The 21,817-nt window shown below is 65.5% G+C and carries 24 protein-coding genes and 1 riboswitch; of the genes, 8 read left to right on the top strand and 16 right to left on the bottom strand.

Going from position 1 to position 21,817, the window contains the following annotated elements; all coding sequences use genetic code 11:
- Positions 1 to 4 precede the first annotated feature (4 nt).
- Positions 5 to 1,477, top strand: a complete 1,473-nt coding sequence (locus BDD21_RS14005) for a DUF294 nucleotidyltransferase-like domain-containing protein (RefSeq protein ID WP_120797670.1) — start codon at positions 5 to 7, stop codon at positions 1,475 to 1,477.
- Positions 1,478 to 1,654: 177 nt separating this feature from the next.
- Here the strand turns inward: BDD21_RS14005 and BDD21_RS14000 are convergent, their stop codons facing one another.
- From BDD21_RS14000 to BDD21_RS13965, 8 genes are all read right to left on the bottom strand, one after another.
- On the bottom strand, positions 1,655 to 2,410 hold the full coding sequence (locus BDD21_RS14000) for an adenosylcobinamide-GDP ribazoletransferase (RefSeq protein WP_120797669.1): 756 nt from the start codon (positions 2,408 to 2,410) through the stop codon (positions 1,655 to 1,657).
- Entirely contained in the window at positions 2,411 to 2,992 is a 582-nt protein-coding gene (locus BDD21_RS13995) for a histidine phosphatase family protein (protein ID WP_120797668.1), read from the bottom strand.
- A complete protein-coding gene (cobT, locus tag BDD21_RS13990) occupies positions 2,992 to 4,047 on the bottom strand; it encodes a nicotinate-nucleotide--dimethylbenzimidazole phosphoribosyltransferase (protein ID WP_120797667.1) in 1,056 nt (351 codons plus the stop codon). The genes BDD21_RS13995 and cobT overlap by 1 nt, the downstream gene beginning before the upstream one ends.
- The gene (gene cobU / locus BDD21_RS13985) at positions 4,044 to 4,589 is read right to left on the bottom strand and encodes a bifunctional adenosylcobinamide kinase/adenosylcobinamide-phosphate guanylyltransferase (protein ID WP_245969598.1); all 546 of its coding nucleotides are present in this window, start codon (positions 4,587 to 4,589) and stop codon (positions 4,044 to 4,046) included. Before cobU ends, cobT begins: the two co-directional genes overlap by 4 nt.
- Positions 4,590 to 4,603: 14 nt before the next feature.
- Complete coding sequence (cobO, locus tag BDD21_RS13980; RefSeq protein ID WP_120797666.1) at positions 4,604 to 5,209, bottom strand: cob(I)yrinic acid a,c-diamide adenosyltransferase; 606 nt, start codon at positions 5,207 to 5,209, stop codon at positions 4,604 to 4,606.
- Positions 5,206 to 5,793 carry a hypothetical protein gene (locus BDD21_RS13975; RefSeq protein WP_120797665.1) on the bottom strand — a complete coding sequence of 196 codons (588 nt, stop codon included), beginning with the start codon at positions 5,791 to 5,793 and terminating at the stop codon, positions 5,206 to 5,208. The genes cobO and BDD21_RS13975 overlap by 4 nt, the downstream gene beginning before the upstream one ends.
- Before the next feature lie 371 nt (positions 5,794 to 6,164).
- A complete protein-coding gene (btuB, locus tag BDD21_RS13970) occupies positions 6,165 to 8,015 on the bottom strand; it encodes a TonB-dependent vitamin B12 receptor (protein WP_211335056.1) in 1,851 nt (616 codons plus the stop codon).
- 219 nt (positions 8,016 to 8,234) lie between these two features.
- Positions 8,235 to 8,457, bottom strand: a riboswitch (cobalamin riboswitch).
- Between the two features lie 328 nt (positions 8,458 to 8,785).
- The gene (locus tag BDD21_RS13965; RefSeq protein ID WP_120797663.1) at positions 8,786 to 9,757 is read right to left on the bottom strand and encodes a calcium/sodium antiporter; all 972 of its coding nucleotides are present in this window, start codon (positions 9,755 to 9,757) and stop codon (positions 8,786 to 8,788) included.
- Positions 9,758 to 10,090: 333 nt separating this feature from the next.
- Between BDD21_RS13965 and BDD21_RS13960 the strand changes: the two genes are divergently transcribed.
- From BDD21_RS13960 to BDD21_RS13940, 5 genes are all read left to right on the top strand, one after another.
- Positions 10,091 to 11,146: a 4Fe-4S dicluster domain-containing protein gene (locus BDD21_RS13960; RefSeq protein ID WP_170164756.1), complete on the top strand. Its 1,056-nt coding sequence runs from the start codon at positions 10,091 to 10,093 to the stop codon at positions 11,144 to 11,146.
- Positions 11,143 to 11,997: an FAD/NAD(P)-binding protein gene (locus BDD21_RS13955; RefSeq protein ID WP_120797661.1), complete on the top strand. Its 855-nt coding sequence runs from the start codon at positions 11,143 to 11,145 to the stop codon at positions 11,995 to 11,997. The genes BDD21_RS13960 and BDD21_RS13955 overlap by 4 nt, the downstream gene beginning before the upstream one ends.
- On the top strand, positions 11,994 to 12,749 hold the full coding sequence (locus BDD21_RS13950) for an NADH-quinone oxidoreductase subunit B family protein (RefSeq protein ID WP_120797660.1): 756 nt from the start codon (positions 11,994 to 11,996) through the stop codon (positions 12,747 to 12,749). Before BDD21_RS13955 ends, BDD21_RS13950 begins: the two co-directional genes overlap by 4 nt.
- Positions 12,746 to 14,032, top strand: coding sequence for a Ni/Fe hydrogenase subunit alpha (locus tag BDD21_RS13945; RefSeq protein ID WP_120797659.1), 1,287 nt, complete (start codon positions 12,746 to 12,748; stop codon positions 14,030 to 14,032). The genes BDD21_RS13950 and BDD21_RS13945 overlap by 4 nt, the downstream gene beginning before the upstream one ends.
- A gap of 269 nt (positions 14,033 to 14,301) precedes the next feature.
- Entirely contained in the window at positions 14,302 to 14,811 is a 510-nt protein-coding gene (locus BDD21_RS13940; protein WP_170164755.1) for a hydrogenase maturation protease, read from the top strand.
- On the opposite strand, the gene BDD21_RS13935 is transcribed toward BDD21_RS13940, so the two are convergent.
- Entirely contained in the window at positions 14,772 to 15,008 is a 237-nt protein-coding gene (locus BDD21_RS13935) for a thioredoxin family protein (protein WP_120797657.1), read from the bottom strand. The two genes, BDD21_RS13940 and BDD21_RS13935, sit on opposite strands and share 40 nt — an antisense overlap.
- 223 nt (positions 15,009 to 15,231) lie before the next feature.
- Between BDD21_RS13935 and BDD21_RS13930 the strand changes: the two genes are divergently transcribed.
- Together BDD21_RS13930 and BDD21_RS13925 are read left to right on the top strand one after the other, a co-directional pair.
- Positions 15,232 to 15,576, top strand: coding sequence for a winged helix-turn-helix transcriptional regulator (locus tag BDD21_RS13930; protein ID WP_120797656.1), 345 nt, complete (start codon positions 15,232 to 15,234; stop codon positions 15,574 to 15,576).
- A gap of 39 nt (positions 15,577 to 15,615) precedes the next feature.
- Positions 15,616 to 16,218: a MarC family protein gene (locus BDD21_RS13925; RefSeq protein ID WP_120797655.1), complete on the top strand. Its 603-nt coding sequence runs from the start codon at positions 15,616 to 15,618 to the stop codon at positions 16,216 to 16,218.
- Here BDD21_RS13925 and BDD21_RS13920 read toward each other — a convergent pair.
- From BDD21_RS13920 to BDD21_RS13890, 7 genes are all read right to left on the bottom strand, one after another.
- Entirely contained in the window at positions 16,148 to 16,669 is a 522-nt protein-coding gene (locus tag BDD21_RS13920) for a type II toxin-antitoxin system RelE/ParE family toxin (RefSeq protein WP_245969596.1), read from the bottom strand. The two genes, BDD21_RS13925 and BDD21_RS13920, sit on opposite strands and share 71 nt — an antisense overlap.
- Before the next feature lie 10 nt (positions 16,670 to 16,679).
- A complete protein-coding gene (locus tag BDD21_RS13915) occupies positions 16,680 to 17,015 on the bottom strand; it encodes a type II toxin-antitoxin system HicB family antitoxin (RefSeq protein WP_211335055.1) in 336 nt (111 codons plus the stop codon).
- Positions 17,016 to 17,524: 509 nt separating this feature from the next.
- Positions 17,525 to 18,292, bottom strand: a complete 768-nt coding sequence (locus BDD21_RS13910) for a YqaJ viral recombinase family nuclease (protein WP_120797654.1) — start codon at positions 18,290 to 18,292, stop codon at positions 17,525 to 17,527.
- Positions 18,293 to 18,366: 74 nt separating this feature from the next.
- Entirely contained in the window at positions 18,367 to 19,152 is a 786-nt protein-coding gene (locus BDD21_RS13905) for a recombinase RecT (RefSeq protein WP_425470249.1), read from the bottom strand.
- Between the two features lie 262 nt (positions 19,153 to 19,414).
- Complete coding sequence (locus BDD21_RS13900; protein WP_120796898.1) at positions 19,415 to 19,654, bottom strand: hypothetical protein; 240 nt, start codon at positions 19,652 to 19,654, stop codon at positions 19,415 to 19,417.
- Positions 19,651 to 20,451 carry an ExeA family protein gene (locus tag BDD21_RS13895; protein WP_120796897.1) on the bottom strand — a complete coding sequence of 267 codons (801 nt, stop codon included), beginning with the start codon at positions 20,449 to 20,451 and terminating at the stop codon, positions 19,651 to 19,653. The genes BDD21_RS13900 and BDD21_RS13895 overlap by 4 nt, the downstream gene beginning before the upstream one ends.
- Positions 20,451 to 21,809: a DDE-type integrase/transposase/recombinase gene (locus BDD21_RS13890; protein WP_120796896.1), complete on the bottom strand. Its 1,359-nt coding sequence runs from the start codon at positions 21,807 to 21,809 to the stop codon at positions 20,451 to 20,453. Before BDD21_RS13890 ends, BDD21_RS13895 begins: the two co-directional genes overlap by 1 nt.
- Positions 21,810 to 21,817 lie beyond the last annotated feature (8 nt).

Raw genomic sequence — 21,817 nt, 5'->3', positions numbered from 1 at the left:
CCGCATGTCCGAGACCGAGCACCCGGTGAACGAAACGTCGGATCTCCCGGCCGCGGGAGGAACCGACCAGGATCTTCTGCGCAGCTTGGCGCGGCGACAGCCGTTGATCGTCGGCCCGGGGACCAGCCTGCGCGAGACCCTCTATCATTTCAGTCAGGATCATTTGGACGCCGCCGTCGTCTGCGATCCCGCGAGCGGCCTGCCCTTGGGCCTGATCCGGCTGCGCGACATGCTGCATGTGATCGGCTTCGAGGGCGGCGGGCTCGACGATCCTGTCGCCGTCCACATGATCGGCGCTCCACTCACACTCACCGCGGACGCACCCGCGCATCGTGCACGGGTCATGATGGCCAAGCGCGGTGCCGAGCACCTGCTCCTGACCGAGCATGACGGGCGTCTGTTCGGCCTGGTCAACCAAACCGACCTGCTCGGGCTGCGCGCCGGCGGGGCGGAGGTTCTGATCGCCGGCATCAAGTCGGCTCGCGACGTCGAGGCCATGGCGTTGGCCGCCGATCGGGTGCGGCGGCGCGGCGCGGAGCTCTTCCACTCCGGCATGGGCGTGGAGACACTCTGCTACTGGATGTCCGGTCTCAACGACCTGATCGCCATGCGGGTGATCGAGCTGATCGAAGACGAGTTCGACCTCCCCGCCGTGCCCTGGTGCTGGATGGCCTTCGGATCGGAGGGTCGCCTCGAGCAGACCTTCTCGACCGATCAGGACAACGGACTGCTCTTCGTGCCGCCGGACCCGGACAGCACCGAGTCGGTCCGTCAGTCCTTCCTGCCGTTCGCCCAAGCGGTCAACCAGGCGCTGCATTTCTGCGGCTTCGAGCGCTGCCGCGGCAACATCATGGCCGGCAACCCCGCTTGGTGCCTGAGTGCGGACGAGTGGCGCAAGCACTTCAAGACGTGGCTGCGCGAGCCCGAGCCCGAGGCCCTGCTCAACGCCGTCATCTTTTTTGATTTCCGCCCGCTCTACGGCAGCGACGAGCCGGTCGACCGATTGCGCGACTGGCTGAGCCGCACCGCGCCCGAGCAGACGCGCTTCTTCCACTGTCTGGCCGAGCAGGCGCTCGGCGTCGCCCCGCCGCTCGGCTGGGCCGGGCAATTCGCCTTCGATCGCAATCGGGACTTCCCGCACACCATCGATCTCAAAACCCAAGGCGCACGCTTCTTCATGGACGCCGGCCGGCTCTGGGCACTCAAACACGGCATCTGGGCGACCAGCACCGCCGAGCGTCTGCGCCTCGCCGGTGCGGCAAAACGACGTGACCCGGAGGAGATCGCCGCCGAGATCGAGTCCTTCCACTTGATCCAACGGTTCCGCATCCACCAACAGCTCACGACCAAGGACCCGGAGGCCGTCAATCGCGTCGACCCCGACGACCTCAACGAGCTGCACCGATTGATGCTCAAAGAAGCCTTCAAGCAGGCCAAAAAGCTACAGGCGCGAATCAAACAGGAATTCGCTTCGTAGGTTGCGCTGAGGCGAGTGCAGCACGACAGATGTGTCGAGACCGTTCGTTGTCGTTGTCGTTGTCGTAATCGTATGATGGTCGATTACGACAACGACAACGACAACGACAACGAAAATGATCTCGGACGGTCTCGGAATCGCTACACTGCACCATTAGCATCTCGCTCTGGACGCGGTTTAAGGGGTAAAGACCGCTGAGAGGACAACAACGACGAGCAGCAGCACCGTCTCCGTAATCTCGACGAGGGCACCGGCGGTATCTCCCGTGAACCCCTCGATCCGGTTCATCATGGTTCGGCGCGATAGCCCGAAGACCAGAAGGGTCACGGCGCATAGCCCGAGTCCGATCCAACCGGCGATCGCGATACAGGCAATCCCCGCAATCAGGGTTGCCGCCCACGCCGCGCGACGCGGCAATTGTGCCATCTGCTCGGAGGCCATCCCCCGGTCACGGGCATAGGGTGTGGTCAGCATCAGCAGCGGCAACTGTGCCCTTGCCAACAGCGGAATCAGCAGCAAAATCCAGACGGTGCCGCCGGCAATCAGGGCCTGGAGCCCGGCCCATTTGGCGATCAGGACGAGCCCGATCGCGGTCACGGCCGCAGGTCCGCAACGCGGGTCCTTCATGATCTCCAGGGTCCGCTCGCGGCTCGCAAGCCCGCCGACCCAGGCGTCTGCGCTGTCGGCCAGACCGTCCAGGTGCAACGCCCCGGTGGACCAGACCCAGAGGATCAGAACCAAGGCCGCCGCGACACCCGGATCCACGGATGCGAGCGCGGTCGCGGCCAAGGTCAGCAACACGCCCAACAGCCCACCGATCGCGGGATACCACGGCACCGACAGGCCCGAGAGTCGCGCCTCGAAGGGGCTCGGCTCGGGAAAGGGCAGACGCGTCAGGAGACGTCCGGCAAGCCAGAGCGGACGCAGGTCCACTCAGGGAGGCCCGTGGCGCATGAGACTGGGTCGCCCGGGAGACTCCGGCACGCGCAGGCGGGACAGACAGGCCGGGGGGACCTCGATCAGGAGCGATGCCTCGGACGGCATCCGCAGCACCTCGGCGAGGACGACCCGGATCACGCCGCCGTGCGTCACGGCCAAGGTGAAGGGCTCGCACTCATCGCACACCTGACGCCAAGTCGCCATGACCCGCTCGCGGAAGATCTCGAACGGCTCGCCGCCGGGCGGCGCGTAGCCGACCGGATCGTCCCAAAAGCGCGTCAGCTCCTCGGCCGGGATCTGGTGCGCGGCCATCCCTTCCCAAGCACCGAAACCACGCTCGCGCAGCCCGGACAGGATCACCAGGGGGATTTTGTTGCTCTCGGCGAGGCGCTGGGCGAACGCGCTGCAACGCCGCGACGGCGAGCAGACGACCCGCGTCCAATCCGGATTCACGGCGGTCGCACGGGTCATCTGATCCCAGCCTTCGGCACTGAGCGGGTCGTCGTGTCCGCCCCGAAAGCGCGCGCCGCCCTGCGCCTCGCCGTGGCGCAGCAGATCCACGAAGCGATCCTGCATCAGGCCTCGCTCACCCCGGCCTCGCCGAAGGTCGCCATCTGCTGGTGCAGCGTACAGGCCAGACGCAACAGGGGCACGGCGACGGCCGCACCGCTGGCTTCGCCGAGCCGTAGACCTAGATCCAGCAGCGGGTCGGCATCCAGCGCCGTCATGATGCGGCGATGTCCGGGTTCCGCGGAGCCGTGCGAGAACAGCAGCCAATCGCGCACCTCGGGTTGCAGGCGCACGGCCGCGAGGGCCGATGCGCTCACGATGAAGCCGTCGACCAACACCGGGAGTCCGCGCTGGGCGGCCGTGATGAAGGCACCGACCATCGCGGCAAGCTCGAAACCGGAGAGCCGGGCCAGCAGCTCCAGCGGGCTCCGATCGGAAGTGACATGCAATGCCAGCGCCTTGGTGATGACCTCGGCCTTGCGTGCGACCCCGGGCTCATCCAGCCCGGTGCCGGGCCCGACGAGCGCACCGGCCGGCAGATCCAGCAGCGCGCAGGCCAGGGCCGTGGCCGGGGTGGTATTGGCGATCCCCATCTCCCCGCAAATCAGCAAGCGCGCCCCGCTGTCAACGGCACGCTCGGCCGCGGCGCGGCCGGCATTCATGGCCGCGGCGAGCTGCTCGTCGGTCATGGCCGGCTCGCGCGCGATGTTGCCGGTTCCCGCGCCGATGCGCTCGGGGCGCACGTTTTGAATCGGCCCCGGATCCTCGACCGTCCCGAGATCCGTGATCTCCATGCGCGCATCCAGTGCACGCACGAGCACCGAGATCGCGGCACCGCCCCCGGCGATGTTGCGTACCATCTGGTTGGTCACGGCCTGCGGAAAGGCCGAGACACCCTCGGCCGCAACCCCGTGATCGGCCGCGAACAACAGGACCTGCACAGGATCGGGCGACGGTGTGGGGGTGCCCTGCAATCCGGCGAGCCGGATCGCGATCTCTTCGAGACGCCCCAGCGAGCCGCGTGGTTTGGTGAGCTGATCCTGCCGGCGCCGCGCCGCATCGGCGGCCATGGCATCGATCGGCAGACAGGGCTGGGTGATCCAGCGTAGACCTTCAATCATGCCGCTTCTCCTTTGAGCACGAGGGGCAGACCGGCGACGCTCAGGATGACCTGATCGCAGCGTGTAGCCAGATCCTGATGCAGTACACCGGCCAGGTCACAGAACCGACGCGAGAGATCGCCGAGCGGCACCACGCCCATGCTCGTCTCGTTGCCGACCATCACGAGGCGCCCGGGCGCCCGTGCAACGACATCGAGCAGCGCCCGGGTCTGAGCGTGCAGACCCGATTCATCCATTTTCATAAGCCAATTCGTCAGCCAGAGTGTAAGACAGTCGACCAGGATACAGCGATCGGGCGCACATTCGCGCGCCAGTACCTCGGCCAACAAGAGCGGTTCTTCAATGAGACCCCAGTCACGCGGGCGGCGTTCGCGATGCCCGGCAATCCGCCGGGTCATTTCGGCATCCCCCGCCCGGGCGGTCGCCACATAGACAACCGGCAATGCGCTGTCGATGGCCAGACGCTCGGCCAGGCGGCTCTTGCCCGAGCGCACCCCGCCGAGGATCAGGCTGCGTCCGCCCAGTTCGGAGCCAGGACCCAACGGATCTTCCGTGCTCAGAGTTCGACCCCTTTCTGCGCCATAATGCCGGCATCGAAGGCATGCTTGAGCGGGCGCATCTCGGTGACCGTGTCGGCGATCTCGATCAACTCCGCGGGCGCCGCGCGACCGGTGACGACTGCATGCTGATGGATCGGACGGTTCTGCAAGGCATCGAGAACCACGTCGAGCGGGACCAAGCGGAGCTTGAGCGCGATGTTGAGCTCGTCCATCACCACCATGCCGAAGGCCGGATCGGCGAGGAAGGCAGCGGCTTTGTCCCAGGCCGCCATCGCCGCGCGCCGATCCGCCTCGGCGTCCTGGGTCTCCCAGGTGAAGCCCTCGCCCATCACGTGATACTCGAGCTCGGGAAAGCGCCTGAAGAAGGCCTCCTCGCCGGTCGCGAAGCTGCCCTTGATGAACTGGACCACGGCGACCTTCATGCCGTGGCCCATCGCGCGGGCGACCATCCCGAAGGCCGAGGAACTCTTACCCTTGCCGTTGCCGGTATTGACGACCAGGACACCACAGTCCTGGTCCGCCCGCGCAATGCGGGCATCCACCAGCTCCTTCTGGCGCTGCATGCGCCGGCGATGGCGCTCCTGTGCGCTGTCGTCGGTCATTGCGAACGCGCACGCTCAGAGCGAGCACCGGGCAGGGCGCGCGCCAGGGTGAGATGAACGATCGCCGCCAGGCCCACGTAGACCATCAGATGCAGCAGGGTCGCGGGCATGTAGGTCGCGAAGCGCCCAAGCAGCTCAAGCGCACTCAGATCGGCGAAGCGACCGGAGAAGAGATAGAAACCGCCGCTGGCGAAGACCTCGGACAGGACACCGCCGATGAGCAGCGCGCCGAAGAGCAAGGGCAGGCTTTCCTTGGTCAACTCGAGACGACCGGCGGACCAGCGCCCCATCCCCCAGACCACGCCATAGGCCGGAACCAACATCCAATAGGCCGGAGTCAAACAGTAACCGCTGACACCGCCCCAGCCGATGGCGGTCAGGTCGATGACGGTCGCCAGACCGAACAGGGCCGGGAAGCCCCAAATCGAGCGCAGATACAGACCGGCAAGGAAGAAGACGGCCAGCGAGGCATCCGGAAGATGATGCGCCAGCGGGGCGAACTGCTGTCCGCGGGTCGCCGCCATGAGCGCGGCCAAGGCAAGGCCGATCAGAATACGGCTTCGAGCGTCGGTGATGGGGGTCATGAGGTCGAGTCTCCTGGTCGCGTCGCCGGGGCGACAATGTGGTGTTGCTCAAGTCCCGTGCAGCCATTGTAGGCGGTCGCACGGGGTGTCGAAAGCGGGTCGATTGCGGGGGAGCCTCCTGCCTCCTGCCTCCTGCCTCCTGCCTCCTGCCTCCTGCTTCCTGCCTCCTGCTTCCTGCCTCCTGCCTCCTGCCTCCTGCCTCCTGCCTCCTGCCTCCTGCTTCCTGCTTCATCCCGCCAGCCATCAGCCTTCGTCTATTCGCTGGTGGCTGGTGGCTGGTGGCTGGTGGCTGGTGGCTGGCGGCTGGCGGCTGGCGGCTGGCGGCTGGCGGCTGGCGGCTGGCGGCTGGCGGCTGGCGGCTGGCGGCGATTCTACGGCTCGTATCGCAAGGTCAGGTAAAACGCCCTCCCCGGCTGGTTGAACAGAAACGCGGTCTGGTAGTCCTCGTCGAGTGCGTTCTCCAGTCGCCCCTGAATCCGCACCGACGGGGTGAAGGCATACTCGGCACGCAGACCCAACAGGGTATAGCCGTCCAGGCGCTCGTTGTTGGCCAGGTCGTCGAAGCTACGCCCTGCGACATAGACACTCAGACCGGCCGACCAGCGCTCGAACTGGCGGTCGAGGTCGAGCTGAAGCATCTGCTCGGGGCGTCGCGGCAACAGATTACCCTGATTCGGGCCGTTCGAGCGGTTTTCGGGATCCAGCAGGGTGAGACTCGCGCCGAGATCCCACTCTTGGATTTGGACGATCCCGGACGCCTCGAAGCCTCGGATACGGGCCGAGGCAATGTTGGCCGGCGCGAACGTCGCCGCATCGAAGGCGATCAGGTCGTCGATGTCGGTCTCGTAGAGACTCAGCTCCCAGCGACCGAGCGGGAGGGTTCCGGTCAAACCCAGCTCGACACTGGCCGACTCCTCCGGGGACAGATTCGGGTTGCCGAATCCGGGATAGTAGAGATCGTTGAAGGTGGGTGCCTTGAAGGCGGTGCCGTAGGACAGCGACACGCGAATCCCCTGATCGAAGAGATAACCCCACGCCAGATTGCCGGTCGTCTGTCCACCGAACTGCTGGTAGTCGTCGTATCTGAGGCTGGCGGCAAGCTCGTTCGCGCCGATGGAGCCGAGATACTGTCCGTAGACGCCCGTGTTGCTGCGCGAGTCGTCCGTGTAGTCCACCGTGCCCGCGACGCGGTCGACCTGATAGTCCAGACCCAAGGTGAAGAGCTGGTCCGGGATCAAGGCGAGATCGTTCTGGATCCCGAAGCTGTCGCGCTCGGTCTCGAAGCTGTCGACGAAGCGCTCGGGGACGAAGGCGTCCGCATAAAACGCCCGGTATGTATCCTGACTGCGACCGGCCGAGAGGATCAGGGTCCAGGCATCGAGCGGACGCAAGGTGCCCTCCACGCCGAAGACCTGCTGCTCGGAGCGCGAGAGGTTGCCCGAGAAGATGGAGCCATCGAAGTCGGTGCGGTTGTCGGAGGTGAGGAGACTGAAATCGACCTTGGCCTGGTCGCTGAACTCATAACCGGCACGCGCACTTAACCCCAGATTGCGATAGCCGTCGCGATCCGGCTCGTCCACGCCGCAGCCGGCGAAGGGAAAGGCGCGGCCCTCGCAGGCGTCGATCCCGTCGGTCTGCTCCATGTTGGCGCCGAGGTCGAACCAGCCACGCTCGCCGCCGCCCGAGATGCCGCCCGAGATGCTCGCGGTGTCGAAGCTCCCTGCACCGACGCTGAAGCGCGGTCGCAATTCGCCGCCGCCGCGGCGCGTGAAGATCTGGATCACACCGCCGATCGCCTCCGAGCCATAGAGGCTCGAGCGCGGGCCGCGGACCACCTCGATACGCTCGATCTGAGCGATCGGAAGATCCTGCAGGGGCGCGGTGCCGAGGGTCGCCGACCCGACCTTCACGCCGTCGATCAGGACCAGCACATGACCGGCATTGGTCCCGCGCAGAAAGAGCGACGCGGGCTGACCGGCCCCGCCGCTGCCCGAGATCGAGACACCCGGCAGGCCGCGCAGCGCATCCGGAACCGAGCGAAACTGACGGCGCTCGATCTCGTCGCGATCGATCACGCTCACGGAGGCCAGGGTTTGGCCTTCGGTCTCCGGCGTTCGCGTCGCCGTCACCACCAAGGGGTCGAGGATCAGGGTCTGCGTGTCCGCGTAGACAGGCAAACCGAGGGGCAGCGACACAGCCGCCGCCATAACAGGAAATCTCATCGACAAACTCCGACAGAGGCCCGAGCGCACCCGCATGGGCCAACAGAAGAAGGGGTCGAGAGAACGACGTCGGGCGAGAGCGGAGCCGTAGACATGCGACGGGGCCGGCATCCCGGCCGGCCGCCCCGCGCGACCCCGGTTCGAGGCTCCGTTCGATCACTCGAAGACGACACGGGCCGACGTCAGGTCGGCCCGTGCACGCATGCGAGACACATCGAAACGGTCCCCGATCATCCGGCCGGTCTCCGGGCTTACGAGCGGGATCGGATCCCGGACGCGGCGCCTTCCCGTGATGACTCACAGTGGCATTTCGCCGCGTCTTGACTCGTCTACCGTTGCGGGGGCAGCGCCGGCTTTGCGGGTCCCGAGGGCACCGCGCACCGACTTCCCGTTTAACCCCGAAGGCGAAAGCCTTCGAGGCACCGGACAATCAACGCGGGACTGTAGGGTTTTCGCGAGCGCCACGTCAATGTGTCGACACGCGACCCGACATCAAAGCCTGACCTGGATCAATCCAGACCCTGTCCTCGGCTGACTCACGACGCACTCAAGCGGTGTTGCCCCCGCGCGCTCGAGGCGCTTAAACCGCGCCCAGCGCGGTATGCGATGTTTTTGGATGGGACCGGCCACGGCAGACTTGACGACCGCTGGAGGCGGCGCGGTTTAAAATATTGAAAAACATTAAATTTTAAACCGCGCCCCACCGAGATCGAGGACATCTCCGAAGCCAAACACACCATGAAAACAACGCATATCGCTCTTGACGCGGTTTAAACCCCGAAGACGGTGCCGATCAAGTAGGCGGTATAGCCGACGTAGCAGGCCAGAAGCAGCATGCCTTCGACCCGGTTGATTCGACCCGGACCGCGGAACCCGTAGCCGATCACGAACAAGGACAGCGTGAGCAGCCCCATCACCATCATGTCGCGTGAGATGACCTCCGGCGGCACGAGCATCGGATGGATGGCCCCCGCGATCCCGACCACGGCGAGCGTATTGAAGAGATTCGACCCGATGATGTTGCCCAGGGCGAGATCATGCTCGCCCTTGCGCGCGGCGATGACGGAGGAGGCCAGCTCCGGGAGCGAGGTACCCACCGCAACGATCGTCAGACCGATGATGAGATCGCTCACGCCCAAGGCATGGGCGATCTCGACCGATCCCCAGACCAGCATGCGCGAGCTGATGATCAGGAAGACCAAGCCAACGCCCAGCCAAATCAAGGCTCGGCGCAGCGGCATCCGCGCCTGATCGAGCTCCTGCGTGACCTCCCCGGCCAAGGCATCCGAGCGTTCTCGCAGACCTTGCCAGATGGTCCAACCCATCAATGCCGCAAAAACGCCCAGGAACGCCCAAGCGTCCATGCGGGTCAGCTCGCCGTCCATGAGCAACACCACGGCGAAGAGGGTGACACCGGCAAGGATCGGCAGCTCCTTGCGGAGCACGCTGGAGTGAACCGCGATGGGGCTGATGATCGCGGTGAGACCCAAGATCAGCGCAATGTTGGTGATGTTCGAGCCATAGGCGTTGCCGAGCGCAAGCCCGGGGTTGCCCTGAAAGGCCGCAATCGCCGAGACCACCATTTCCGGGGCCGAGGTGCCGAACCCGATGACGACCATGCCGATCAGCAAGGGCGGCATCCCGAGATGCTTCGCGGTCACCGCAGCGCCTTCGACGAAGCGATCGGCACTCCATAGAAGCAGCGCCAGACCGAGGACGACCGAGAGTGATGCTAGGACCATAAGACGCGTGACGCCTCGAACGTGTGATGTGGGGATTCAAAGGAAGCGGAGTCTACAACGCCGACCGAGGCATGCGAAGCAGCGCAGCAGCGCAGCAGCGGCCGATGAGGAGCTCTCCATCCGCAACGCACTCGAGCACCCTCGCAACGACAAGGTCTTGCGTCGCTTGCGCTGCATCCCCCGGATGGTTACCCTGCGCGCATTTTCGTAATCCCGTAGTCATCGCATGGTCGTTTTACCCGAGGGCGCCGACCGCTCCGGAGCCCTTCAGCTCCACCCCGACCGATGCCCCCGCCGGGTGCACCGGATCCTCCGTTGTCGAGGGACACCCCGTTGAAAATACTTCCCAAGCACTCGCTCAAGGCGTGGGTCGAACGCCTGCGTGACACCCACCGCGTCGTGGCGCCTCGAGAGACCTACGGTCAGTACATCTTCGAAGAGATCGAGAACGCGGACGACCTGGTGTTCGATTACCACACCAGCGTTCTCCCGCCCAAGAAGTACCTCCTGCCGCCGCGCGAGGATCTCTTCGCCTTCAACGCGAAGACGATGGAGATGTCGCCGCTGATCGAAGAGATCCAGCCCACGGTGATCATGGCCCTGCACACCTGCGACCTGCACGCCATCACCCTACTGGACAAGATCCAGGGCACCGGCCACACCGATCAGCACTATCAAGCACGCCGGCGCAAGACGACCCTGGTCAGCATCGAATGCCTGAAACCCTGCATGGACCACGCCTTCTGCAAGAGCATGGGCACGTTGGCCGTACCCGAGGGTTTCGACATTCACCTCACCGATCTGGGCGATCGCTATGCGGTGGACATCGGCTCGGAGCAGGGCGAGCAGTTGATCGAGGGGCTGAGCCTGTTCTGGGAGCCTATCGAGGCCGACTACGAGCGCGTGAACCAGGTGATGGCCGGGAAGTGGCCGAACTTCGATTATCGGCTGGACTGCGACGTGACGGATCTTCCGGATCTGCTTGCGGCCAGTCAGGACAGTGCGCTCTGGGACGAGGTCGGCGACACCTGCCTCGCCTGCGGTCAATGTACGAAGGTCTGTCCGACCTGTTACTGCTTCGATGTGCTGGACGAGATCGATCTGAAGCTCGAGCACGGCAAACGCGTGCGTGTCTGGGATTCCTGCTTGATCGAGAAATTCGCCGTGGTCGCCGGCGGACACAACTTCCGCAGCTCCCAAGCGCGACGACTGCGCCATCGTTTCCTGCGCAAGGGCAAGTATCAATTCGAGTCCTACGGTCTGCTCGGATGCGTGGGTTGCGGACGCTGCGCGCTCTCGTGTCCGGCCCACATCACGCCGATCGGCCTGCTCAACACCCTGGCCGAACGCCGCCGGCCCGCCACCGAGGAGGCCTCGTCGCGGTCATGACCACACTCCTGCGCGAAACACTCACCCATTCGTCCATCTACATGCCGACCCCGGCGCGCATCGTCGAGGTCGAGCAGTTCACCGAGGTGGAGAAGTGGTTCCATCTTGAGCTGCCGAGCGGCTTCACCATCGCCCACAAGCCGGGGCAATTCGTCGAGGTCTCGATCCTGGGGATCGGCGAGGCTCCGATCAGCATCTGCTCCTCGCCCGCGCGCAGCAACGGCTCCTTCGAGCTGTGCGTGCGTCGGGTCGGGAAGCTGACCGATGCGCTGCATCGGCTGGATGTCGGCAGCATGATCGCGGTCCGCGGACCCTTCGGGCACGGATTCCCGATCGACCGCTTCCACGGCAAGGACATCATCTTCATCGCCGGCGGGCTCGGGCTCGCACCGCTGCGCTCGCTGATCACCGAGGTGCTGGACGAGCGCGGCAAGTACGGGCGTGTGGCCCTGCTCTACGGGGCGCGCACGCCGAACGACTTTCTGTTCCCGGCCGACCTCGCGGCCTGGGCGGACCGCGAGGATGTCGAGTGCCATGTCACGGTGGACCGTCCGAGCGAGGGATGGGACGGCCCGGTGGGCGTCATCACCACCCTGCTGCCGAAGGTGAAGTTCCCGGCACGCAATACGGTCGTCGCGATCGTGGGGCCGCCGGTCATGTATCGCTTCGTCCTCGACGAGCTGCTCGCCGCCGGGATCGCCGAGGGCAATATCTGGCTGAGCTTCGAGCGGCAGATGAAATGCGGGGTCGGCAAGTGCGGGCACTGTCAGATGCATCACATCTACACCTGCCAGCAAGGCCCCGTCTTGTCGTACGCCGAGGTCAAGAACCTCGAGGAGGCGTTGTCATGAAGCCGAAGGTCGCCTTTTTCGAGTTCACGAGCTGCGAAGGCTGCCAGCTCACCGTCCTCGACACCCTGCAACGCCATCCCGAGCTCCTCGAGGTGATCGAGATCGTCCAGTTTCGCGAGGCGATGAGCGAGCGCAGCGACGACTATCAGATCGCCTTCATCGAGGGCTCCTGTACGCGAGCGTCCGACGAGGAGAAGATCCGCGAGATCCGCACGCAGGCGCAGATCGTCATCGCGGTCGGCGCCTGCGCCCATCTGGGCGGCATCAACGCCATCCGCAATCGCATGCCGCTGGAGAACGTGCGCGAGTACGTCTACGGCGAGAAGAAGGACTGGTTCGAGACCTACCCGGCCCGTCCGCTGAGCGCCGTGATCAAGGTCGACGCCGTGATCCCGGGCTGCCCGATCGACCGCGACGAATTCGCCATGGCGGTCACCCATCTGTTGCAGGGCCGCATGCCGGCCATCCCCGATTACCCGCTCTGCATCGAGTGCAAGCTCACCGAGAACGTCTGCATGTTCCTGCGCGGGCAGACCTGTCTCGGACCCATCACGCGTGCCGGCTGCGACGCCATCTGCCCGTCCTGCGGGCAAGGCTGCGAGGGGTGTCGCGGGCTTATTCCCTCGCCCAATCTGGGGGCGATCAAGGATGCACTGCGCGAGCGAGGCATGACCGAAGAGCAGATCGATGCCCGATTGTCGCTGTTCCTCACCTATCAAACCATGCAAATGGAAGGAGTGACGCCGGCATGAGTACGCTCAAGGTCGATGTTCATCATGTCACACGCGTCGAGGGGCACGGCAACATCGTCGTGGATGTCGAGAACGGCGAGCTGACCCAATGCGATCTGCAGATCGTCGAAACGCCGCGCTTCTTCGAGGCGATGCTGCGCGGTCGCGCCTACGACGAGGCATCGCACATCACCTCGCGCATCTGCGGGATCTGTGCAGTCGGGCACGCGACGGCCTCCCTGCGTGCGACCGAGCAAGCGCTCGGCGTCACCCCCAGCCTGCAGACGACACTGCTGCGCAAGCTGAACTTTCACGGCGAGATCCTCGACAGCCACGTCCTGCATATCTACATGCTGGTGGCACCGGACTATCTCGGCCTCGGCAGCGTGATCCCGCTGGCCAAGAGCGCGCCGGATATCGTGCTGCGCGCATTGCGCATGAAGCAGCTTGCCGGGGATCTCTGCGCGACCCTCTGCGGACGCCATACCCATCCCATCTCCATGACGGTCGGCGGCTTCACGCAGTTTCCCAAGCCCGCGGAACTGCGCGCCCTGCGCGAGCGCCTGGTCGCCTCGCGTGCGGACTGCGACGCGACGATCCAGCTCCTGCAGGGTCTGGAGTTCCCGGCATTCGAGCGCGACACCGAATATGTCGCACTGCATCGGGATGACGAGTACTGCTTCATCGACGGATCCATCGCCAGCAGCGACGGCGGGATCCGGCCACTCGACGAGTATCGCGAGGTGACCAACGAGACCATCGTCGCGCATTCATCCGCCAAGCACACCCGCCATCGGCGCGAGTCCTACATGGTCGGGGCGCTCGCGCGCTTCAACATCAATTACGATCTGCTGCACCCCCGCGCGCAGGCCGCGGCTGAGGTACTCGGGCTCCACCCCAAGACGATCAACCCCTACCTGAATGCGGCGGCCCAGGCGGTCGAGGTCGTCCATTGCACGGAGGATGCGATCCTGCTGATCGACCAGTTGCTCGACCTCGGGATCAAACCCGAAGAGCCGGCCGCGCCGACGCGCATGTCGGGCGAAGGTGTCGGCGCCGCCGACGTGCCGCGCGGGACCCTCTTCCATCACTACAGGATCGAGGACGGGACGATCGTCGGGGCGAACTGCATCATCCCGACCGGGCAGAACCTGGCGAACATCGAGCTGGACATGCGCGCGCTCGTCCCCGGGATCCTCGACCGGACGCAGCAGGAGATCACCCTGGCGCTGGAGATGCTGGTGCGTGCGTACGACCCCTGCATCTCTTGCTCGACGCACATGCTCGACGTGAAGTTCGTTTAAACCGCGTCTTCGAGTGACATGCATTGACCGGCGCCGGCTCGCGGACGCGCAGAGACAAACGAACGTCGGAGTCGACGCGGTTTAAATGTGATGGATTTTTTGCTGAACTGCGTTATGCCGAGGGTCCAGGGAATTCGCTTTTCTCTTCACGACGCCGTTGGTCCTACCCAGCCTCTCGGCCTGCTCGTGACAAGGCTCCTGCGGTGTCACGCAGCTCCCGGCGCTCCGCCCCGAGCGCCGGCGTGGCCGCAAGGATGACAAAAGCCCCCATGACCACGCTCATCTTGGCGTTGGGCAATCCATTGCGCGGAGACGACGGGGTCGGCGCGGCCGTCTTGGACGCCCTGCCCGCCTTACCCGCGGGCGTGACGGGCCTGGATGGCGGCACACCCGGGCTGGGATTGGTCCTGAGCCTGCAGGGCTACGATCGCGTCATCATCGTCGATGCGGCCGAGATGGGCGAGGCGCCCGGGACTTGGCGACGCTTCACCCCCGACTGCCTGCGGACCCCGAACTCGGACCTGCGCGGAACCCTGCACGATGCCGGTCTGGCCGAAGCCCTTGTGCTGGGCGAGGCGCTCGGGGTGCTCCCCTCCGAGATCATTATCTTCGGAATCCAGCCGGAAGAGATCGGTTGGGCACCCGGCTTGACGCGGGCCGTCGCCGCGGCAATCCCCGGCCTCTGCGAGGCCATCACGGGTCTCGTGGCGCTCCAGCCGCGTCAAGCCGCAGGCGACGGTTATCTCAAGGCATCGATGCCGGCACCGAAGTTGACGTGAAACGCCGACCCGTCCATGACCAGGGCCGGCACGGACTTGACGCCGAATGCCTCCGCCTCGTCCAGGCGCGCGCGGTCGGTGCCGAGATGAACAACCTCGACCTCATACCTTGCGGGGTCGATGGCGTTGGCTAAACTTTGCTCGGCCGCGATGCAGACAGGGCAACCGGCATGATAGAAGATCGCTTTGCTCTTCATCCTGGTCTCCGTTTTGATGGGTAGCCAAGGCGGGATGCCGAAGCCTGACTTGGATAGTAGGAGCAACAGGACCGCTCGAATAGCGGGCACTTTTCGGTAAGCCGGGCACCTTTTGGTGTAATTTACTGATTTTAAAACGCGTCTCCGCTAAGGGGCCGTGGATGCACCAAACCTCAAGCTCACTCGAAAATAAGCATTTCGCTCTGGACGCGGTTTAAAGACAATGAAAGAAACAGCCTCGCCACTGCGCTCGACCTACAAGAAACTCGAAGACGTGGTCGGCTGCAAATGGTCGGTCTCGGTTCTGCAAGCCGTCGGCGCCGGCATCGCGCGACCCGGAGCACTGGAACGTCATATCGACGGCATCTCGACCAAGGTCCTGTCGGAACGGCTGCGCAAACTGACCCACTACGGCTTGCTGTCCAAGCAGGTCTTTGCCGAGTCCCCGCCGCGCACGGAATACGGACTGACCGAAAAGGGGCAGAAACTGGTGAGCATCATCGATCAGATCAGGACGCTCGACTCGGTATCCGAACCGGCCGAGCAACGCGATCCGCCGAACGGCTAGGGCAGTCTCTGCCGTTCGGACAGCGTCTAAACTGATGGCATGGATCTACTCTCCGCCGCCATCCTGCTCGCCATCATCATGGACCCCCTGGGGAATATCCCGGTGTTCCATTCGCTGCTCGGACGTTATCCGCGTCCCCGGCGCATTCGGATCATCGGGCGCGAGCTGCTGGTCGCCTACCTGGTGCTGCTGGCTTTCCTGGCTGCAGGCAATGCGGTCCTGCATTACCTAGGGCTGAAGCAACCGGCGCTCGGCGTGGCGGGCGGCGTGGTGCTTTTCATCATCGCACTGCGGATGGTCTTTCCGGATCAAGAGGCGGCCGAGCGGCGCGAGCTCGACGAGGAGCCTTTCATCGTCCCGCTGGCGGTACCCATGATCGCCGGACCCTCTGCCCTCGCCGCGGTGCTGCTGCTGGTGAGCCGCGAGCCCGATCGGTTCTGGACTTGGTTTGCGGCACTCACCGCCGCTTGGTGCGTCAGCGCCGCGATCCTGTTGGCCTCCGGGCTCCTGATGGAGAAGCTGGGACCGCGTGCGCTGCGGGCGCTGGTCCGACTCACCGGGATGCTGCTGATCATGATGGCGGTGCAGATGCTGATGGATGGAGTCGCCGTCTATGTCGAGGAGATGCTCGGCGCAGGCTGACAGGCCGACGGCCTCCTGCCGTCGGCTTCGTTTCCGAGTCCGAGCGTTGGGCAAACAGAAGCGGCCTAGCGGGCGTGGGTTGTGCGATCTCGACGTAGACCGGCACGGCAATCTCTTCGATGCGCTCGCGAATCTCGACCAACTGTGCGGCACCGGTTTGCGGATGGACCTCCAGTTTGCGGCGCTCGGCCCAGGCGTAGGCGTGGTCGTGGTGATCCACGTAGCACAGCAAGAGACTCCCCGCGGCCCGATGGACAATCAGGCGGATATCGCCGCTGACCCGGACCGACCAGAAGTTCTTATCCCGCGCCTTGTCGAGTTTGTGGAACGAAGGGCCGGGGTTGGCCGGGTTGATCTGCAAGTCGAACGCGGTGGTCTTGACGGCCTTCTGCTCGTCGCCCGCGAGGCGGGCGAGACTGTCGGTGAAGGTGTCGGCGATGCGGAAGTTCAACGATCAAACCCTACGCAGGATAGCCGCCGACGCATCCGACCAATCTGTCCAGGATCCAGGCGTCAAGGCTCTTCTGCTCACGCGTCGCCGCGCGGATCATCGCGGTTTGCAGTTCCGGGGCGATATCCAACACCAAATGCCCCGCGTCCGGGCGATCGGGATCCTTTCCCTGCTCTGCGCAGAAGTCCAGATAGACATCAATCGAGGCTTGAAACTCACGCTTGACCTCCTCCGCGCTGGTGCCCTGGAAGGTGATGACGTCGCGCGCATTGATGACCTCACCGTGAAACAAACCGGCCTCGTCATCGAGAGCAACGCGTCCGATATAGCCTTTGTATTCCATCATGGCGTGATACCTGCGTCGGATAAAAAGTCGGCGGGCGAACGTGATCGGTCTGCCCGGACAGGTTCGCATTGTGGCCGCCGGCTTTTCCCATGCACGTCATCTTGCAGGGCATCGATCGAACCGAGATCGTCTGCGGCGAGGGCGATGATCGGCAGCTTTCGGGCACCCTGGCAGCGTTCGCGCAACGCAAGTCGGTTCGCGTCCACGCCGATGTCCGACTGCCCAATCCTATCCATCTGCTGATGACGCCGGCAACCGACGCTGGACCGGCTCAGCTGATGAAGGGGCTACGCCGACGCGATCCAGCAGGATATGGTGAAGGATCGTCGAGACATGTCCATCGGTGGCTTCGTCCCAGGTCGTCGACGCGTTCAAGACTAGAACGCGACAATAGTCGGTCGGCGCACGTGGCCCGGCGCTTCTCTGGCCGACCGAGGACTGAGCAAGCGGATACCAATCAACTCGATCTGCCAGCCTAGCCGGGAAACCGTGGTCCGTCCCCTGTTTGTTTACATGAGTCGGACGAAGACGGCCTCGGCGTGCGCGAGCCGGTCCTTAATGGACTTAAGCCGGGCGTCCAGTTGCCCGCGGTCCTCCAGCAGTGCGCGGTAGGTCCGGGCGGCGTCCTGCCACTGCGCCAGTTCCGCATCGGCGAGAACGTCGAGATCCCGTTCCCGATCGGACTCCGGCGCTTGGCCGCCGGTGATGCAGTCCCAAAAGGCCAGACACGCCGGCACCAGCGCATTGGTCAGAAACGGCTCGTCGCGTGCGAGGGCGAACTCCAGCGGCGGGGATCCCGACAGACAGGGGTCGAAGACCAGCCACCCGCGTGGTGCCTCGGTGACGAAGAGCTGAAACTGAAGCTGCACCCAGGCGAGCCGGTAGGCGGTCGCCCGTTCGCGCTCACGACCGAGCCGTCGGTAGGTCCGCTCGGTCGGTACCTTCAGCTCGACCGGCTCGCCGTCGTCGTTCAGACCATCGAGCGAACAGCGCAGGGCGGGATGCTCGCTGGACTCGGCACAGAGCCGCAGGAGCAGTGTCCCGTGGCGGTCCTCGAAGCCCCGGCGGACCTGATCCTCCAGGGCGATGCCGCGCTGTACACAGGGCTTATTGGAGAGATCCTCGGGCGCGACCACCCCGGTGCGCTCGGCCCAAAGGCGCCAGAGTGTCTTGTAAGGCGAACGCCCGAGAATGACCGGCGCTTCGGACGCGGTGACGCCTTGGGAGCGCCATGCCTCCCACGCCGGGGTGCGTTGTTTCAGGGAAATCAGTTTCATGACGTGCTCCTGAATCGACGGGGCACGGTCGCCCGTCGGGGCAACCGGCCCCGTCGGGGTAGATGGGATGGCGGCTACGCGGCCTGCGCCTGAATGGACGCGGCGGCAGCCTTGCCCAGTTCATCGAGCGCGAAGCCGAGCTGTTCGCCGGTGAAACGCTCGTGCAGGTAGTCTTCGGCCTGTGCCCAGGCGCCTGCACCCGCGGCCCGTTCGATGAGCTTGGCGAGCTTGTGTTTGAAGGCGGCATCCAGCGCCGTCGTCGGGGGTGCCGGTTCGGGTTCCGGTTCCGGCTCGGCGGTCGGGACATCGAGCACGGGGCGCTCGGGAGTGCTTTCGCGGATCGGAACCACGTCATCGGGTTCGATGGTCTTGCCCGCCATCTCCTCGGCCGTGTAGCTCGCCTCCTCCGGGAACGCAGCTCTGAGACTGGCGGCCTTGGCGCACTTGAGCAGTTGCCCGCGTGGACGCTTGATCCACATGGCGGTCGGTACCTCCCCGCCGGCCAGGCGCGCGTAGGTCTCCTCCCAGAAGACCGTTTCGGTAAAGGCGCAGCGCACGCCGTTGACCAGCCGATAGACGGTGACCTCCGCCCATGCGGGGAAGGTGACCTCGACGCGGGCATCCTGCCAGCCGTGCTCGGTCTTGGCCCGCCCCTGAAAGAGCCGCGTGGTTTCGGGGCCATAGCGTGCCGGATCCAGACCGGCCCATTGACCGGTACGGGCTGCGGTGATCTGGACCTCGTTGATGCCGGGCCAGACGGTCTCGACCTCGTGACCGAGGGCGCGGCTGTACATCGGAACCACATGCACGGGGCGCTTGAGGACATCGAGCCCACGGGCTTGGCAGTAGCGGACCGCCAAGAGGATGCCCTCGGCGGTTTTGGCACTTGTTGTCGCTCGCTTTATTTCACCGGCCGATTCCCGAATTGTTTCGCGCGGAATGCTCGCGGTTTTCCCGCACTGATCACCCCGGTGGCGCAGTGTCGGCAGGTGGAGGAGTGCGAGGAGCCCGAGGAGCGCGAAGGCGGTGTGTGGAGTGCGTCGCGGCGGTGTTCGACGCGCCCGGGTCGGGCGCCTGTAGGGAGGGTGCCCGGCGGGTGGCGACCCGCCGGGCAAGGGTCGCTCAGAAGGGCAGCGGATCGTCGAAGTCGTTCTCGAAGAGGTCCAGTTGGGTGACGGCGTCGGGCGGCGGGTCCGGATCCGGATCGGTGTCCTCGCCGTAGAGCCACTGCTGCACGGCCGCTCCGTAGCGCGCCTGGATCTGCACGAGCAGTTCATCCAAGCAATCCTGGACGGCCCAAGCCTGCTCGGGCGTCCAGTCCTCGGGCAGGAGGATGGTGAAGGGTTCGGGGAGCCGGCTCATGGGGCGACCTCCTCGCGGGCAGTCTGCACGTGCTCGGCGGTGACCTGGCGGGCCTGTTCCAGGGCCGCACCGGTGAGCGCGTAGTGGGCCAGACGATTGACCTTGCGGGGCATGCCGCGGGTGGCCTGGAACAGCGCCTCCACGGCGGGTGGTTCGAACAGCGGCAGCTCGCAGCCGGCCAGGCGCAGACGGTGGACGAGGTAGTCGGGCAGCTCCTCGCGGGTCAGCCCGGTCACGTGATGGCGTACCACGATGCGCTGGGCGAGCGACTCGTGCACCGCCATGCTCAAGCGCCGGCGCAGCTCCGTGAGTCCCACCAACAGCAGACACAGGCGATTCTCCGAATCCATCTGATAGTTGGTGAGCAGACGCAGATCCTCGAGCACCTCGTTGCGCAGATGATGGGCCTCGTCGATGATCAGGACGGGGCGTTGCTTGGCCTCCAGACTCAAGCGGGTGATCTCGGTGCGGATGGTGCGGAAGGCCGCCGCGCGGTTGCGCTCCACCGGCAGGCCGAGCTCCCAGCCGATGGTCTTGTACATGTCCATCACGTTGCCGGTGGACAGCGGAATGTAGAACACCCGATAGAGTCCCGGATGCAGATCGGCGGCGACCTTGCGGCAGACCGTGGTCTTGCCCGAGCCGGCCTCGCCGGTGATCAGGCCGATGGCACGCAGCTCCAGCAGATGCTTCAGACGTGCGGCGGCCTCGGTGAGGCTGGCGGCGGCGAACAGCGCATCCGGCGGCGGGGTCAGATCGAAGGGAAAGGCCGTGAGGGCGAAGTGTTTGCGGTACATCAGCGGCCCTCCAGGGTGTCGGCATCCGCCTCGGGCAGTTCGCGCAGGCGCAGCGCCGAGGGTGCGGGCTCGGGGACCGGTCCGTCCACGGCCAAGGTGCGCGAGGGACGATCGCGTTTGACGAAACAGTTCGCATACGTCTGGACCGGACGGGCCGGGTCGTGCGCGCGGCCCTCGAAGCAGACCTGAATCGGCCGCTCGGGCGGTGCGTCCGGATCGTAGCGCAGGGTGATGTTCTCCCCGACCAAGGCGGCGTCGACCTCGTAGACCACCCCGTGGAGGCTGACCGTGCGGTCCTTCTGCACCTTGCGCACCGCCTCGTGCAGGAACAGATCCGCCAGGTCCAGGCCGGGCTCGGGAAAGCGCACCGCGGCCCCGGTGCGCGCCCACTGCTCGAGCGGCGTGGCGCCGTCCAGGCCGCGATGCGGGGTGTGGTGATACTCGCCCTCGATCCAGCCGGCGAGGCGGCGGTTGAGCGCCGCGAGGCTGGCGGTATCGGCATCGGTCAGCCGGGTCAACAGCTGCGCACGGACCGTTTTGAACCAGCGCTCGATCTTGCCCTTGCCTTGCGGTTGATAGGGCCGGGCATGGATCAGCGCGATGCCGAGCTTGGCGCAAACCAGGGCCAGCTGCTTGGAGCGATAATTGGCGCCGTTGTCGACATAGAGCTTCTGCGGCAAGCCACGGCGCAGGATCGCCTGCGCGAGCACCGGCAGAAAGGTCCGGGTGTTCTCCGAGAGGGCGAAACTCGCGTAGGGAATCACCCGGGTCGCATCGTCGATGAAGGCGATCAGGTAGGTCTTGCGTTTGACCCGCTCCCCGACCACCACGGCCGGACCGTGCATGACGTCGCTCATCCACAGCTCCCCGGCCTGCTCGAAGGCAAAGCGGCGCCGGTCCTGCGTCTGACTCGCCGTCTTGGCCGTGTCCATCAGGCCATGACGGGCGAGCAGGCGATGCACGGTGGAGGGCGGCAACGGCAGATCGGGCGGGACCTCGGGGCGCCGGCGCACCGCGCGGATCACCAACTGCACCGACAGCTGCGGGTTGGCCTCCTTGGCGGCGAGCAGCGCCTCGACCACGTTCGCGGGCAGGCGGCGCACCTGACCGCGATCGGCACGCGGCTTGGGCAGAAGGGCCTCGAAGCCGCCGCGCCGATAGGCCTTGAGCCAATCGCGGATGGTCTCGGCGGCGACCCGGGTGCGGGTGCTGCCCGGAATGGCGTAGTCGCGCTCGGCCTTGGTCTGGATCGCCTCGTAGAGGCCTTTCTCTTCCTTGGGCCACTGCACGAGTTCGGCAATCACCCCGTAGCGAAACAGGGCGATGTCGTGCTGAAGATCGGTCTGCGGATCGGTCATGGACGGGC

The organism is Thiocapsa rosea (assembly GCF_003634315.1).
Taxonomy (GTDB): Bacteria; Pseudomonadota; Gammaproteobacteria; order Chromatiales; family Chromatiaceae; genus Thiocapsa; species Thiocapsa rosea.
The sequence above is the reverse complement of the archived record's forward strand: the minus strand, read 5'-3'. Positions and strand labels throughout refer to the sequence as shown.

Coding starts and splice junctions, on each gene's coding strand:
- BDD21_RS13910 (WP_120797654.1), bottom strand. CDS start 18,292: ATGAAACTGATTTCCCTGAAACAACGCACCCCGGCGTGGGAGGCATGG.
- btuB (WP_211335056.1), bottom strand. CDS start 8,015: ATGAGATTTCCTGTTATGGCGGCGGCTGTGTCGCTGCCCCTCGGTTTG.
- BDD21_RS13925 (WP_120797655.1), top strand. CDS start 15,616: ATGGATCTACTCTCCGCCGCCATCCTGCTCGCCATCATCATGGACCCC.
- BDD21_RS13895 (WP_120796897.1), bottom strand. CDS start 20,451: ATGTACCGCAAACACTTCGCCCTCACGGCCTTTCCCTTCGATCTGACC.
- cobT (WP_120797667.1), bottom strand. CDS start 4,047: ATGATTGAAGGTCTACGCTGGATCACCCAGCCCTGTCTGCCGATCGAT.
- BDD21_RS13950 (WP_120797660.1), top strand. CDS start 11,994: ATGAAGCCGAAGGTCGCCTTTTTCGAGTTCACGAGCTGCGAAGGCTGC.
- BDD21_RS13935 (WP_120797657.1), bottom strand. CDS start 15,008: ATGAAGAGCAAAGCGATCTTCTATCATGCCGGTTGCCCTGTCTGCATC.
- BDD21_RS14005 (WP_120797670.1), top strand. CDS start 5: ATGTCCGAGACCGAGCACCCGGTGAACGAAACGTCGGATCTCCCGGCC.
- BDD21_RS13975 (WP_120797665.1), bottom strand. CDS start 5,793: ATGACCCCCATCACCGACGCTCGAAGCCGTATTCTGATCGGCCTTGCC.
- cobO (WP_120797666.1), bottom strand. CDS start 5,209: ATGACCGACGACAGCGCACAGGAGCGCCATCGCCGGCGCATGCAGCGC.
- BDD21_RS13915 (WP_211335055.1), bottom strand. CDS start 17,015: ATGATGGAATACAAAGGCTATATCGGACGCGTTGCTCTCGATGACGAG.
- BDD21_RS13955 (WP_120797661.1), top strand. CDS start 11,143: ATGACCACACTCCTGCGCGAAACACTCACCCATTCGTCCATCTACATG.
- BDD21_RS13890 (WP_120796896.1), bottom strand. CDS start 21,809: ATGACCGATCCGCAGACCGATCTTCAGCACGACATCGCCCTGTTTCGC.
- BDD21_RS13995 (WP_120797668.1), bottom strand. CDS start 2,992: ATGCAGGATCGCTTCGTGGATCTGCTGCGCCACGGCGAGGCGCAGGGC.
- BDD21_RS13900 (WP_120796898.1), bottom strand. CDS start 19,654: ATGAGCCGGCTCCCCGAACCCTTCACCATCCTCCTGCCCGAGGACTGG.
- BDD21_RS13965 (WP_120797663.1), bottom strand. CDS start 9,757: ATGGTCCTAGCATCACTCTCGGTCGTCCTCGGTCTGGCGCTGCTTCTA.
- BDD21_RS13940 (WP_170164755.1), top strand. CDS start 14,302: ATGACCACGCTCATCTTGGCGTTGGGCAATCCATTGCGCGGAGACGAC.
- BDD21_RS13945 (WP_120797659.1), top strand. CDS start 12,746: ATGAGTACGCTCAAGGTCGATGTTCATCATGTCACACGCGTCGAGGGG.
- BDD21_RS13930 (WP_120797656.1), top strand. CDS start 15,232: ATGAAAGAAACAGCCTCGCCACTGCGCTCGACCTACAAGAAACTCGAA.